A 13,582-nucleotide genomic window follows, 5' to 3' on the forward strand; every position below is an offset into this window, starting at 1 on the left:
CACCCCTGTTATTTTTTCAAAAGAATATGTCTTTCAACCCACTTGTACATGAGTATACCAGACGCCACCCCTACATTAATAGACCTAGTGCTACCAAATTGCGGAATCGCGACAATCATATTAGCTCGCTGAAGCATTTCCTCTGAAATACCGGGACCTTCGCCTCCAAATACCAATACCGCGTCTTTCGGCATGTCAACAGTATCGAGCGACTGTGAGCTTTCGACATTGTCCACCGCTACGATCGTGCGACCCCTGATGGCTACGACAAAGTCTTCTACTGTCGCATGGTACACCACTTCTAGATATGCATCTGTTTTCATAGCGCCGCGCTTGTTCCACTGCCTGCGGCCAATCACATGCACTCGCCGTACGTTGAACGCGTTTGCATTACGCACGATTGTGCCCATGTTGTAGTCACGCTCGAGATTTTCCACCCCGATCTCCAGACCTCCACTACCTGCCTGCATGTCCTCGCGGATTGCCTCGATTGTCCAATAGCGATATTTATCGGCGACATTGCGTCCGTCCCCATGCGCGAGCAACTCTCGGTCGTAGCGAGGGCCGGTTGGCCAAGGCCTAGGATGGGGGGCAGTGCCGTTTGTCATGACTCTATACTACCAAATTTACCCGTCCACTCTGCTATACTGGATAAGCATGGCGCATACCAAACGCAAAAAAACACCAGTCAAAAACATCATCGAGTTCATCAAACTCCAGCTCGCTGGCAACATCCTTTTCGTAGGGACACTGCTTGGCGTAGCAGTGGCCGATCACATACTCTATGTCGATCCTTTTTGGGGTATGGTGGGCGGCAGCCTCATTGCCCATATACTCTTTTTCCTGGTCAACAAAAACTGGATTTTTCACACGTCATCCAAGCGCGGGTATGGTGAAGTTGCACGTTTTATTGTCTTCATGTCGTTTAATTTCTTCCTGAATATTTTCCTCGTTAGTCTACTTACTCAGCTCATACTCATTCAGATGCCATCGGTCGAAGGCTTCGAATACTACCTGGGCGTCGTCTCAGCGGCAGTATTTTTTGCAATATGGTCGTACATAGGGCTGAAGTTTTGGGTGTTTGCTCCTACTAAGCGCCATGCCGCCGTCAGTAGGCATCATGGCCTCACATATGAACGAAAGCGAGGCCGGGCATGATCGGATTCAATCATGCGCTGTCGGGTGCACTCGTAGCGATCCTCACCCCACCAGAATACGTCATGTATGTACCGCTTATTGCGTTTATATTGCACTTCGTACTTGATACGTTTCCACACTATGGCCGCGACGATACCGCACCAGTGCATTCTCGTAAGTTCAACCGCATTCTTACAGTTGACGCTACTTTGTGCATTACTTTTATCGCGTTAGCCTGCTGGCTATACCCCGACAAGATACTACTGATTGCCGTAGGTGCGTTTTTTGCCATGTTACCAGACTTTCTCTGGATTTTTCACTACTACATCAAGGTCAGTTGGAAGCCGGCGCAGCTTTTCTTCAAATTCGCCGAAAACATTCAATGGGGTGAACGACCTTGGGGTTGGTCGCTGGAGATCCTCTACGCGATGGTCATGCTGGCAGTACTTGTGGGGTTGAGTTAAATTCACTCAATATAAGTAGAGCCCCGCTAGCGAGAACTCTACCTATCCGGACAGGTCGCTGCAGGGCTTAAACATTCGTCTCTCGACGAAATAGCGCTTAGAAGACTACCACCTTTGCATTATTCCCGCCGCTACAGATTACCGCAGCACGCTTTTCGTCGCCACTGATGGTGACGAAAGAGCCAGGCTCGCAGTGCATCTCATATGTCTGCTGAGTTACAGGACTATACGCAGACACCGTGACAATCTCTTGTCGCAGAGGTCTTCCATATGCTTCACTGACGCGGATTGCGAACGGACATGATGTCATGGAAGTAGCGATGCCCGAGACTCCGTTGCAGACCACGAACGTATTACCGCCCGGCTCGACACCAGCATGCAGCTGTACATCCTGATGCTCGGCGGATGTTGAGGCGGTGGTGTCCGTGACAGTCGCCGTCACTGTCGTGGTAACGCCGGAGTCACCATAACAAGCCGTCGCTGAAAGTGCAATTACAGCCAACGCCGCCGTTATCATAACCCTACTCGTGTACATAAGGACTCCTTGCCCTCGGTTGGTTCCTCTTCTAACATGACTATATTAACATATAAATAATAATTTGCAATAAAGGGGCCCCGGCACAATATAAAACCCCGGCCTGGAGCCGGGATGTTATATTGGTACAGATGAGAGGACTTGAACCTCCACGTCCCGAAGGACACTAGCACCTGAAGCTAGCGCGTCTACCAATTCCGCCACATCTGCGTATAAGTTGGATGCAATGTACTATGTGAGTTTTGTGTCATCCTAGGACTTAAGCGCTGCGTGTCTACAATTAGCTTGCGCTTCACACAGCCGCCACATCTGCGTGCGACCCTCCAACTATACTTGATTTGAGGGGATTTTTCAAGGAAGGTGTACTGCTGTATATCCTAGCTAGTGCTGGAGAAGTCTGCGAAGTCGATACCATCGTACCCAGTACGTAGATGAGCAACAACACTCCGCAGTTCTGTTGGCTCTTTGACGCCAGCATTGAGCGTAGTATACGGATCAAACACTGCACGCAGTGAGCTGAACATATCCGCCAAGCGCGAATCACTACGCTTGTCGATAAACGGCGTCTTGAGGCGACCCTCACCCGCCTCAGCTACCACAGAGCCACCGTGATCATACACTACTTTAGTAAACGCGTCATATAGCTTGAAAAGTTTTTGTTTGTCGGTAGCTCCACGAAATGTAAATTGTGGCCAAAAGCTATAGACACCATCTGTTGCAAAACCGCTATATGGCAGGTGGATACCAGTAGTCTTTTCGAGCAGAGCGAGGGCATCATGGAATTCGGCAAACCGATCATGAGGTATATAGACACCACGAAACAGCGAGGGTACGACGCCTGCTTTTTCTTCGGAATAAACGGCAGAATACACCACACCGCGGAGGCTTACAAGTTCACGGACCAAATCGGGTTTCTCGGCTGTTTCCATGACAGCACCGTATTTCTCAACTAGCTTCTTGATCTTCTTTAGTTTCTTTTTGCGGACACGGTCGCTAAAATCCTGGATTGTACAAAGTATCAAACCTGCGACGACACTTGGAGAACCAGATTCGCCGTCGAGCTGCGCAAAGATAGAATATTTCTTGCCATGTTCTCGTGCAAGTGTGGCGAGTGGACCGTCAAACACCTCGATAGCATCCGGCTCGACAGCGCGCAGTTCATCCACCAAGTCGACAAAGTTATTGGCGTCTGGCACAGCGATAGTCGCCACGGATGTTTCAGCGTTGTAAAACTCAGCTTTCAGAATCATCTCGGATATGACACCGAGTGTGCCCTGTGCACCGACAAAAAGCGGCGTCAGGTCAAACGAACCATTTTTTTGTTTGACCTTGGCAAGGTTAGCATAGCCGACATTATTGATCGCGCCGGTATTAAGCTGCTCGTCGATCAGTTCTGTATTGTCTTCGATGAGATTGTCGATACTACGGTAGATCTCACCCTCAAGTGTCTGAAGACCTTTTTTCTTGCCCAGCTCTTTCTTGCTGAGACGCTTCGTTTGGATCACGTCGCCATTTGTAAGTACAACTTCCAGCTCGGCGACGCTTTCATCTATCGCCCCGTGTCGACCACTTAAGCGACCACTGGCGTTATTGGCCACTGCGCCACCGATCGTGCTGTACTCATATGAGTCTGGAAATGCCGGAACATGATAGCCCTGGAGTTTCAACGCTGTCTGCAATGCACCGAAATTAGCACCCGGCTGCACACGCACGAGGCGCTGTTTACTGTCAAATTCAAAGATTTGATTCATATGTGCCGTGGTATTGACCACGATACCCTGGGTGATAGCCGCCCCAGTCTGATCTGTACCACTGCCGCGTGCCGTCACACTGATAGCATGACCTTTGCCCGCCAGCTGGTGAGTGAAGCGTAGTACCTTGCGAATGTCGTTGGTAACTCTGGGGTATGCGACGATTTCTGGCGTGAGTGTGAGCATGCTTGCGTCTGTAGAGAGCTCGCGTCGCACGGCCGCGTTCGTCGTCACCTCGCCAAGTAGGTGCTCGTTCAGGTACTGGGAAATCTTACTCATCTACCATCCTCTTTTTCTAAGCTTTACCTCTATGATACCATACCTGTCGAGCCACAAGGTCCATTTTGCATATGACTAGAGCTATGATAGTATAAATAGGCTACGCGGATGTGGTGGCTGCGTAAAACGTAAATCATGAGTAGGCACGCTGCGTGTCGAATATGATTGCCTAGATTGCGTACACCCTAATCGTACAAAACACTACGCGGATGTGGTGGAATTGGTAGACACGCTAGCCTTAGGAGCTTGCGAGTAAAACCATCTTTAATTTTGAAATAACAGGGGTAAAACCCATAAAAATAGGAGTACATTTTGCGATGTACTCCTATTTTTGACTCCTACGGTATCACAGTGCCACAGGGTACGGCACATATTGCGGCTAGCTATACACCCCTGCGATCTCGGTAATCGCCATACTGCGTTGCTGTTCTGTGCTATGCGTGTACACCTGAAGTGTCGTTGTGATCGACTTGTGCCCAAGGATATTCTGTGCTGTCTTTGGTGATATTCCCCTCTGGTGCAATAGTGTCGTAACTGTGTGGCGTATTTCATGGAGTGTGATGCGTGGCAGTTCAAGCCAGTCGGATATCTTATGAAAGAGCTGGATAAGAGTGCGTCCATCGACGGGGTTGCCCCTTCCGCTGAGATACAAGAACTCATGTGCCGCAGGATCGCCACGTCTCTCGCGCTCAGCAAGTAACTCATCACGTACGACGCGCGGCATCGCAAGGACACGCCGACTCTCGAGCGTTTTTAGCTCGCCAACGTGTTGTATATGCCCAACATAATATACCTGTTGGCGAATACGGATGAGGTCATTATCAAAGTCTACATCACCCCAAGTTAGCCCTGTTGCTTCACCTCGCCGTAAGCCAAAACAGAAGAATATGAGAAACAGTCCGTAGTAGCGGTGCTCCTCAATCGCAGTAAGAAATATCCGTGCTTGCTCGGCCGTCCATACATGACGTTGCCTTGTCACGTGCTTTGGCGGGTCGACAAGGCGCACCACGTTACGATGTACGTACTCAAGCTTCATCGCATCACGTAACGCAGCTGAGAGGACGTTACGCGCAATCTGCTGGCTTCTTGTTCCCATACCTTTCCTATCCCACGCAACGAGCATGCGACGTACATGGTCGGGCTTAAGCCCTATCAGCGACACTTTGCCAATTTCAGGTATGATATTCTTATCGACATGACACCGATGAAGCTCAAGAGTACTGTCTTTGACATTCCGTGGGTGGATTTCAGTTATCCAGTAATTGAGCCAATCTTCGACCGAGCGTCGTTCATGGCTTAGCGCAAGACCCTTGTCTGCTTTTGCCATTTCATCGCGCATTCGTCGCATTACTTCATCTCTATCTTTCAGCGTAATATGCTGACGTCTTCGTTCGCCGCTTGGCAAGGTTATATAGAACCTTGCCATCCAGCGCCCGTCCGGTCTTTGGGTGAGGGAACCCTCACCGTTCCCTCGTTTATATGATCTAGTAGCCATAGTTGCCTCTCACCTCGCTTTCTTCCTCTAGCTTTATGATGTACTCCTCAAGGGCGTGTACGCTTATGAGCCTACGATTGCCAATCTTTACGCTCTTTATGGCATTCGAGCGTAGTAGCTGGAAAAGCATCCAGTCACCGATGCCTAGTATTTCTTTTGCCTCTTTTAGGCTCAGAAGTTGCATCTTCAGCTGGTGTCTCCCGTTCGCAGCACTTACATTAACGCTTCCTTTGCTATCGAAGTCCAGTGGATAATGGGAGTCGTTTCGGGAGTCGTTTTTATTCATAGGTTACCTCCGTTAGTTTGCCTAGTTTACCCTCAGCCACAAGGCTCGGCAGTTCCTGTGGTGTTATGACAATGAATGGCTGTCCAACCGCGAAATCGGGGAAATTCTCGGCAATATGGCGTTTGAGGGATTCCCGACGCTTTATGGTCGGAACGACCCACAGAACCGCTGGAAACTGCCCACAGCACCATCCATCTTGGCTATCCTGCGTACAGATCAGGTAGTCGAGGTACATGTTGCACTTGGCAATGATGCGAACGGGTGCCTCTGTGTTGCAGTCCACCTCGATGAACCAGTGGTGTTCTAGCTGCCCACGAGTGGTAACAGCGTACATATCTGGTCTGAGACTGGTAGCGACACCGGCACGGTTGGTATAGTAGCGCCAACTTTTCTCCTCGATCACCGCATCCTTAAGCTGCACTTGCTCATGCTTGTCGGCAATGTGCTTCAGGATGAGCTTGGTGTCGTTGATCGCCATACGGTGTGCCGCAAAGGTAAAGGTCGGAGCCTTGAACGGCTTCTTGGATTCGTTGGTTTCGATACGCCTGAGTTTTTCAAGTGTATCGTGACCAAGCTTCGCAAGATGCCAGATGTTTGGCTCTGCGCCGTGGTAGACGCCACCGACCCGTCCAGGCTGCAAGGCGATGAGATTCATGCCATGCAGCTTATTCAGCCGCAAGGTGACATTCCGTACACTCGACTTAAATAGTCTGGTTGGTGTATGGATGAACTTGGCAACTTGCTGGGTTGAGAGGAACTTGTGTTCGGCAAGGAGGTGGAGCAAGAGAACTTCTTTGCCATCAAGGGCAATCCGCTTCTTACCAATCTTGACGATTGTTCCTGCTGGGTAGTTGTCTGGGATTAGCGTGTCCATGATGCACCTCCTGCTGCCGCGCCAGTGGATTGACGTACCTCGTTAAGAGGTACAGTCAGCTGGCTCTTGGGGTGACGTTCGGAGGTTGTTGACCCCTTAGCACCACTAGTGGAATGATTGGTGGTTCGATAGTCCTCCATGACGGTTCTGAGCAGCCTCATGCCCTTATCCAAAGCGGCAGTATCCTTGGCGTTTTTGGCAGGCTGTGGATGGGCTGCCGGTTCAGGCGTCTGAGCTAGCACATTCGTGATGGTTGCTTTCTTGACGACGCTCGCAATGTCGTCATTAATACCAACCGACTGACGAATAGCCTCATCGATCTGCTCCGCTGGGCGACCGTAGATGCCAAGGCTGAATCGCTTGAATTTCTCAACGTTATTAATGACCTTTGGTGCAGGATTCGTCGTGGCACTGAGCCAGACCTTTTGCCCTACGCAGAGTGTTTGCACGTACACCTGATGCCGCGGCAGATACTTGAAGTCGTCTGCCGATAGGATGCCCGTCATGTTGGCAATCGTGCGTGCGTCTGGGTCGTTGAGCGTAAATACCACTTTGTTGGCAACGTTGGAATCAATACCAGCTAGCAACTCTTTATCCCTAACCTGATCGCGGTACTGGTGTGCTAGCGTAAAGCCGACCTTGTAACTCCTCGCTTGGCTGAGTGCGTCAGATATGTTGATCGGTAGTGCAAGATAGTCCTGCATCTCATCGACATATACCTTGACCACTGGTCGTTGGTTTTCTGGAATCGCACCTTGTCCTTGTGTGAGCGACCAAACCTGCGACAGGATGAGCGAGCCGAGGAACCGTGCACTGGTATTGCCGAGCTTGGCTTTGTTGAGCGATACCAGCACTATCTTGTTCTTCGTAAATAGATCGCTCAAGTTAAAGTTCGGCTCTGGTTGTCCAACGGTGCGTAGGAGCGGCTTTCGCGTCAGCACCGTACGAAGCTTGTTCATCAGCGGTGCCGTGATCTCTTGCTGCTTGTTGGGCGTGAGCGCCTCGTACTGTTTCCAGAATGAGCCAAGTCCCATTGGATCGTCTCTGCTCACTTCCTCAACCAGCTTCTTGCGAAACGTTGGGTTATACAGCAGGGCTGGTAGCATCGATAGCGTGACGTCGTTGGTCGTCCGCATCAGGGTGAGCAGTGCGTTGGACAATATATCCTCGGTTCGCTGCCCCCACGAACTGGCGAATATCTCCCGTAGTACTGCAAGCATGGCATCGGCTGCAAGGTCGGGATCTCCACCACCGGCCAGTGAATTAATACTCACGATATTATCTGCCGTCGGGTCAATATACACCACGTCCTTAGCTCGCTTCGGGTTCATGCGAGCTAAGATATCCGAGTTCAGGTCGTCTTTCGGGTCAATCACCAGCACACCGCGATTCTCATCGATGTCGTTTAAGATCATGTTGAGCATGGTGGTGCTTTTACCGACACCAGTTGGTCCGAGTAGGAGCGTGTGCTGTAACGATGCCTGCTCCGAGATACCGAGGGGTATCTTTTTGCTTGGATCGTTCGTCACCGCAAAGCTCTTCTCGGATGCTGGCATCAGGGACGGTGTCCGTAGCACAATCGGGTGCAGCGGTGGCACCGCAGGCAGGTTCTCCTCGCCATACGGGATTCCCATCAGGCAGGATACCTCTTGGCTAGACAGCATATGCGTCCACTTGCGTGGTCGGGTCAGGTTTTGCAACTGTTCGATGCAATCCTTGCCACGCAGTCGAATACTCGCTCCGTGGGCTTCCATCATGGCAAGTCCACTGCGAACTTGCTCGAGTAACCACCAGCCACGAATGGTGTCTGGTGCAACGGCTCCGATGCGAACTTCCGTAAAGAAGCCGTGCATGTTGTGCCGTCGTTGCAGCCCAGCATGAATGTCTGCTGCCATCGGGATGACGCCCCCGATAAAAACAGATGCACCGCTTTGGCGTGGGTCACGCAGTGTCTTTGGTACCGTGTATGGCACAGTACGCTTGCCGAGCATGACCTGTAGCACAAGCCCCTCACCACCACGGACATTTGCCATTGCAGTGAGGATGCTACGGGTGATTTGGCTAATACGGTCAGGGTTCAATGCCATATCTGGGTGTCCCATCTCGACCGAGTCGGCTACCATGAGTCGTGGTCGCAAAGGTTTGGTGTCTTTCGGCAGGATACGGCTTAAGGTCGTTCCTGGCACGATTGACTCAAACAGGTCTTGCAGCTCACCTGCATAGCTATTCCTCGTTGCGACGAGGAACAGGACTTGCTTGTTGTGTGTTCTGGTCTCAAAGATGATTTCAGCGCCTAAGTCGTCGCTAGCTAATCGCTCCAAGAGGGATTGTGTTTGTATTGGGGATACTGGGCGTTGCCAATGGATTTGGTACCATACCCAGTTATTCTCAGCGTCTTTACTTCTCATCGAATTAAACATATTACTGGTCTCCTACATTACGTGAATTGCTATGGATTCCATCTGAGTCGAAGTCTGACGGTACGGGAAAACCAAAATCCTTAAACGATACGTCGCTCTCGATTTGGTTCCCCCATACGTCATAGCCGTGCTCTCGTCTCCGAGCGAACAGCTCTAACTTCCGGTTTGTACCGCTCCCTAAATGCCCAGATACTCTCTCGATGATCGGGTAAAGCTCCTCGGGCTTATGACTGTGATCTTGCAGTGGTGCAAACATCCACGTCGGCTGCGAGCGGAAGCCTACGGGGGCTTTGCCTCGTGTGCCGAACAGGACATGCTCCGTGCTATTGCGCAGGTAGTTACCGAGCGTAAACCGAGGTTTACACCATGTCAGGATGCTGCGAGGCGTATAGCCCCACGCTTCCAAGACATCGTAGCCGTGGCGTAAGGTGGCATTTGTCACCCAGAGCCAGCAGTGACTATTGTCGGCAGTGACGCTTTTGATCGCGTCACCCATATCCTTGATGTCGTCTAAGGTCATGAGATTGTAGTGCTTTTCAGCGCCACGTTTCTTACCTTTCTGCTCAACGTCCCATGGCGGGTCGGCAAGCAGAACGTCATACTTCGGACGAGGTTCCTGCGCTGCGGTAGTCGCAGTCGTTGTTAGGGTTGGTAGTGTTGCGTGTGACTGTTTCGTTATATTCGTCACGTTAATTCCTTTCCGCCAGACAGTGGGCGGAAACCTGCTTCAGTGAGGCGCTCGCCGTGTCTGGCGAGTCCTATTTCACTGTGTTTGACACTATTTATTAATCTTTTCTTACATAACGTTTTAAGCCGATGAGACACGACTAACAGATACGAGATGTTCGAAAAACATACCACTTGCATACATCTTGAAAAGATGGTGCAATTTGGGTGAACTATGCGTCAAACAAGCCATTTGCATGGCTATTTTAATGACGTTACGCAAGGATGGATGTGGAACGACAGCTACTAACGAATTACAGAATTCTTGCTACAACATACGGTTCAGATGGAAAGGTATGGAGTTTTGTAGTCATACAAAAAGCTCCTCGATTAAGACGGAGCCGTGTTACAAAGTTTTATGTTGACCAACGTATGTTTTGTGGAAACAAAACGAGTCAGTGTGAATTAATTCGTGAGTAGGTAACTACTAGTCGTTTTCTACTTCGTCGGCTATATTAGCATAACCGTGATGAAAAAGCAAGAGCAATAGGCAAAAATGCGCTATATGTAGCGGTTTATGCAAGTATATTGCGCTATTTTAAGAGAACACCAGAAAGCTGCCTACTTACGATTACCTCTGTAAGTGGGGGTCTTAATCTGCAATGCATGATCTCTTTGATCAGTTCTGTATATATACCAATAAGTCTCTACTCTTGACGGCTCTGGTCAAGGACTACGGTATTTAGATGTCGATCTAATGTTCTAAACTCTACGTTCGGCCAGTCCACTCAAATTGGTGCTTGTTTGATTACCGATATGTTCGCGACCCACACCCTGTCTGCGATACACAATGTCAATACTGATGATTGCTCAAGCACCTTTGGCGATCCATGCTGGAGTGGGCTTCACTCGTACCTTTACGGGGTATATCGCTGGGACGTGTCAATCTATTCGCATAATAGCGGAGGAGTGTTTGTGCATGCAAGCATGAGCGCGTATGAAATTTTATTAACAGAGGTCAATATGGCATTAGCCTCAAACAAAAAGCGACACTATATATCGGTGTCGCTTCATTGCTTTTAGCCTATCTCGTGTGTTTTATGAACATTTTCTGTAAATCATACGCATAGAATCTTTGTACTATTACCTCGTTGGCAAGCGTATTCTCTGCTTTGATATACCACATTGGGAAGAACCGTCTCGTCAATCGGTTGCTCAGTAGCTTGCTGTGACTGGGCGTGTAGATTGTAACCAAGCCGTATGGTGTCGGAAGTGACCAAACCACGTTGAGCGTATCGCCCCAGATATCTACGGTTGGCTCACCGACTATCGCTACGAGGTCACGGTATGGTCTGTGGAAGTGTTCAATACGGCATACCGTTCTCTTCGTTGACGGTATGATACGCTTGATATACTCCTCAAGACGAAACTTTTCCATGTAGTCGCTGTAGTTTAGTGTAATATCTTGGACGACGCTCCGTGGCAAGGATGCTTTCGCTGCGACCTGTTTGAGATCATGCATGTCAGCCTGCACTTTGATGCGCACCTGTTCATACGCGATAAAGTTCTCCTTTGCTATATTCATATAGGATTATTCCTTTCTGAGCGAGGCGCTCCGAATTGTTAATGATCACTTAGTGCGATGTGTGTCGCTCGAAGCTAGGGATATAGTAGCGAGGAATGGAACAAATGTACCGGATTGCGTGCATTATAGTTACTTCCGATGAGATGTGGCCGCATCTGTCGATCGCGTCATATTGATGCATTGTGCATACAAAACAAAAAGCGGCACCATTGCTGATGCCACTTCCTGTTTTTGTCCGATCGCTATCCTCCGATTCGTTCTTTGACGTAGTCATGAAGTGATGTCTGTATTTCTTTAAATACAGTCCTTCCGTGACCGCTGCCACCAATATGCCACTCCTTGATAGCTCGCACATCGAGTCCTTTATCTCCAAGGTAGGCTTTGCCGTCTTTGTAGTTGTAGATCGTTGCTATACCGTGTTCGGTTTCAACAATCCACTGCACATCCATCTTGTTCTCAGGCAGACGCGTGAATGGTTTGCCGTACACTGCCACGATATCTTCATAGCGTGCGAGGATAGAGCCGATGCCGTGCGTACCGCTTATTACTTTCGCCATGTCGGTATACTTTCGCTCATGGAGCCACTTTTTGTAAATACTGTAGTGCTCGATGATGTCCAAGATTACCTCACGAGATAGTCCGCTATACGCTTCGACTGCTCGCACGTCGAACATATTCGTGACACCGCTGATGCGAACATCTTCGTATGCCTCGAAATCTTCTCGGGTTATTTCCATTGTTCATTACTCCTTTTCTAGAGCATAGATAGCTCTCGTTTGTTAATAGTTCACCAATGCGGAACGATGAATGTCGTCCGTAGAGGATGAGGCTATACTAACGAGACAGCGCAAGGATGTAGAGGAAAACGTGAATAATGTTTACAGCCGAAAAGACAGCTCCGTATCTGGAGCTGTCTTTGATTTTGGGCTATTTGTCTATGCATTGCGCAGGATGAGCTGTTCGAGGTCTTTATCATACTTGTACTCTGTTATGTCGCCATTTTGCAACATATTCACAGCCTGCTCGATAGCGATGAGCGGCACCGAGTACCATTCGCTTGGCGCATACTCTTGGCCGCTACGGTCTATGATCTTCAGGTCAACTTTCACATCCGCAAAGATTCGATGGATGAAATGCTCAACTTTCTGTGTATTGTAGTCGCCCGTGATGATATAGCTGTCGACAACTTCCACGCCAGCCATGAGATACGTCGGGTCGTTCTCGGCATCTTTGATACGCTCGGCAACAGTCGTAGAAGTAAAGCCAATTTTATGTAGATTCTTGATAGTTGTTATCTTCTCATCTTGGTTGCGTGAGCGAAGTACGTAAATGTGGCCAGCGATTGTATCGGCAGCATCGAGCTGTAGTTCACCGTTATAATCCGATGTCACTACGCAATAACCATCGTAGTAGAGTTGGCTCGAAAGCGAACGAAGATAGAGGTTTGATTCTGTGCCGTTCTCGTAAATCGCTCGGATACGGCTCTTCATGCGGCCATGTACCATCTTTTCTTCACCAATATCAGCGACGTAGAGCATCTGCCCGCCCGCCACAAAGTACGCTCCAGCTTTCAACTGTGTCACGCTCGTGAATCGCACCAGCTTAGCAGTGCGATCTCTCAAGCTTGCCTGCGTATCGGCAAACCCAGCTCGGAATGTATCGAAGTTATCGGCTCGCTTACGGGTTGCAATATCCTCAGGCGAAGCACGCTGCACCACAGGCACATTTTTGACACGCAGAATATCATCACCGACACCATTGAATAGCCCGAATGTATCGTCGCTAAACAGCTCATCGATAGATTCCGGAGCTTCGGGCGTTTCGAGCAAGCCAAGGCTGTCAATAGGCTGCAATGCCTCACTTTTCGCTGCATCTGCACGTATGGAGTTGAGTCGAGCAGCTAGCCCTGCTTCAGAAATATCAACGGCTTCTAGCTCTGGCAATCGGTCGTTCTTCTCGACGAAATCAACAATCTGCTGGAATGATGCCGTGAGCCTATCGTCGGCCGTTGCGGCAACCTGCTTTTTAGGCGGTACGAAAAGCTGGCCGTCATCCGACTCAAAAAGCTGAACAAGATCGTCGGGCATCTC

13 protein-coding genes and 1 tRNA gene are annotated in these 13,582 nt (G+C 49.6%); 2 read left to right on the forward strand and 12 right to left on the reverse strand.

The genetic code is table 11. The features are described 5' to 3' along the window. Nucleotides 1–8: 8 nt before the first annotated feature. Nucleotides 9–608, reverse strand: coding sequence for a TrmH family RNA methyltransferase (locus GII36_RS03335; protein WP_260762449.1), 600 nt, complete (start codon nucleotides 606–608; stop codon nucleotides 9–11). Between the two features lie 49 nt (nucleotides 609–657). Between GII36_RS03335 and GII36_RS03340 the strand changes: the two genes are divergently transcribed. Together GII36_RS03340 and GII36_RS03345 are read left to right on the forward strand one after the other, a co-directional pair. Continuing rightward, nucleotides 658–1,158 carry a GtrA family protein gene (locus GII36_RS03340; protein ID WP_260762450.1) on the forward strand — a complete coding sequence of 167 codons (501 nt, stop codon included), beginning with the start codon at nucleotides 658–660 and terminating at the stop codon, nucleotides 1,156–1,158. Beyond that, a complete protein-coding gene (locus tag GII36_RS03345; protein WP_260762453.1) occupies nucleotides 1,155–1,601 on the forward strand; it encodes a hypothetical protein in 447 nt (148 codons plus the stop codon). Before GII36_RS03340 ends, GII36_RS03345 begins: the two co-directional genes overlap by 4 nt. A gap of 97 nt (nucleotides 1,602–1,698) precedes the next feature. Here the strand turns inward: GII36_RS03345 and GII36_RS03350 are convergent, their stop codons facing one another. From GII36_RS03350 to GII36_RS03400, 11 genes are all read right to left on the reverse strand, one after another. Then, nucleotides 1,699–2,118, reverse strand: coding sequence for a hypothetical protein (locus tag GII36_RS03350; protein ID WP_260762455.1), 420 nt, complete (start codon nucleotides 2,116–2,118; stop codon nucleotides 1,699–1,701). A gap of 141 nt (nucleotides 2,119–2,259) precedes the next feature. Further along, a tRNA-Leu gene (locus tag GII36_RS03355) sits at nucleotides 2,260–2,346 on the reverse strand. A gap of 167 nt (nucleotides 2,347–2,513) precedes the next feature. Continuing rightward, nucleotides 2,514–4,166 (reverse strand): FAD-binding oxidoreductase, encoded by a 1,653-nt coding sequence (locus tag GII36_RS03360; protein WP_260762457.1) that lies wholly within the window; start codon nucleotides 4,164–4,166, stop codon nucleotides 2,514–2,516. Between the two features lie 379 nt (nucleotides 4,167–4,545). Beyond that, on the reverse strand, nucleotides 4,546–5,592 hold the full coding sequence (locus tag GII36_RS03365; RefSeq protein ID WP_260762459.1) for a site-specific integrase: 1,047 nt from the start codon (nucleotides 5,590–5,592) through the stop codon (nucleotides 4,546–4,548). Between the two features lie 58 nt (nucleotides 5,593–5,650). After that, on the reverse strand, nucleotides 5,651–5,947 hold the full coding sequence (locus GII36_RS03370) for a helix-turn-helix domain-containing protein (RefSeq protein ID WP_260762460.1): 297 nt from the start codon (nucleotides 5,945–5,947) through the stop codon (nucleotides 5,651–5,653). After that, on the reverse strand, nucleotides 5,940–6,821 hold the full coding sequence (locus tag GII36_RS03375) for a replication-relaxation family protein (protein WP_260762464.1): 882 nt from the start codon (nucleotides 6,819–6,821) through the stop codon (nucleotides 5,940–5,942). Before GII36_RS03375 ends, GII36_RS03370 begins: the two co-directional genes overlap by 8 nt. Beyond that, complete coding sequence (locus GII36_RS03380; RefSeq protein WP_260762466.1) at nucleotides 6,809–9,142, reverse strand: type IV secretory system conjugative DNA transfer family protein; 2,334 nt, start codon at nucleotides 9,140–9,142, stop codon at nucleotides 6,809–6,811. The genes GII36_RS03375 and GII36_RS03380 overlap by 13 nt, the downstream gene beginning before the upstream one ends. A 100-nt stretch (nucleotides 9,143–9,242) precedes the next feature. Continuing rightward, nucleotides 9,243–9,929, reverse strand: a complete 687-nt coding sequence (locus tag GII36_RS03385; RefSeq protein WP_376787562.1) for an MT-A70 family methyltransferase — start codon at nucleotides 9,927–9,929, stop codon at nucleotides 9,243–9,245. 1,062 nt (nucleotides 9,930–10,991) lie between these two features. Then, nucleotides 10,992–11,492, reverse strand: a complete 501-nt coding sequence (locus GII36_RS03390) for a hypothetical protein (RefSeq protein ID WP_260762467.1) — start codon at nucleotides 11,490–11,492, stop codon at nucleotides 10,992–10,994. A gap of 242 nt (nucleotides 11,493–11,734) precedes the next feature. Beyond that, nucleotides 11,735–12,229, reverse strand: coding sequence for a hypothetical protein (locus tag GII36_RS03395; protein WP_260762469.1), 495 nt, complete (start codon nucleotides 12,227–12,229; stop codon nucleotides 11,735–11,737). Nucleotides 12,230–12,427: 198 nt separating this feature from the next. Next, nucleotides 12,428–13,579, reverse strand: a complete 1,152-nt coding sequence (locus GII36_RS03400) for a GIY-YIG nuclease family protein (protein WP_260762471.1) — start codon at nucleotides 13,577–13,579, stop codon at nucleotides 12,428–12,430. Nucleotides 13,580–13,582 lie beyond the last annotated feature (3 nt).

It is taken from the genome of Candidatus Mycosynbacter amalyticus, assembly GCF_025273655.1.
Classification (GTDB): domain Bacteria; phylum Patescibacteriota; class Saccharimonadia; order Saccharimonadales; family Saccharimonadaceae; genus Mycosynbacter; species Mycosynbacter amalyticus.

What these genes read in the sequence shown, in the direction of transcription:
- GII36_RS03390 (WP_260762467.1), bottom strand. Translation starts at nt 11,492, where the DNA reads ATGAATATAGCAAAGGAGAACTTTATCGCGTATGAACAGGTGCGCATC.
- GII36_RS03400 (WP_260762471.1), bottom strand. Translation starts at nt 13,579, where the DNA reads ATGCCCGACGATCTTGTTCAGCTTTTTGAGTCGGATGACGGCCAGCTT.
- GII36_RS03340 (WP_260762450.1), top strand. Translation starts at nt 658, where the DNA reads ATGGCGCATACCAAACGCAAAAAAACACCAGTCAAAAACATCATCGAG.
- GII36_RS03335 (WP_260762449.1), bottom strand. Translation starts at nt 608, where the DNA reads ATGACAAACGGCACTGCCCCCCATCCTAGGCCTTGGCCAACCGGCCCT.
- GII36_RS03345 (WP_260762453.1), top strand. Translation starts at nt 1,155, where the DNA reads ATGATCGGATTCAATCATGCGCTGTCGGGTGCACTCGTAGCGATCCTC.
- GII36_RS03395 (WP_260762469.1), bottom strand. Translation starts at nt 12,229, where the DNA reads ATGGAAATAACCCGAGAAGATTTCGAGGCATACGAAGATGTTCGCATC.
- GII36_RS03360 (WP_260762457.1), bottom strand. Translation starts at nt 4,166, where the DNA reads ATGAGTAAGATTTCCCAGTACCTGAACGAGCACCTACTTGGCGAGGTG.
- GII36_RS03375 (WP_260762464.1), bottom strand. Translation starts at nt 6,821, where the DNA reads ATGGACACGCTAATCCCAGACAACTACCCAGCAGGAACAATCGTCAAG.
- GII36_RS03365 (WP_260762459.1), bottom strand. Translation starts at nt 5,592, where the DNA reads ATGGCAAGGTTCTATATAACCTTGCCAAGCGGCGAACGAAGACGTCAG.
- GII36_RS03350 (WP_260762455.1), bottom strand. Translation starts at nt 2,118, where the DNA reads ATGATAACGGCGGCGTTGGCTGTAATTGCACTTTCAGCGACGGCTTGT.
- GII36_RS03370 (WP_260762460.1), bottom strand. Translation starts at nt 5,947, where the DNA reads ATGAATAAAAACGACTCCCGAAACGACTCCCATTATCCACTGGACTTC.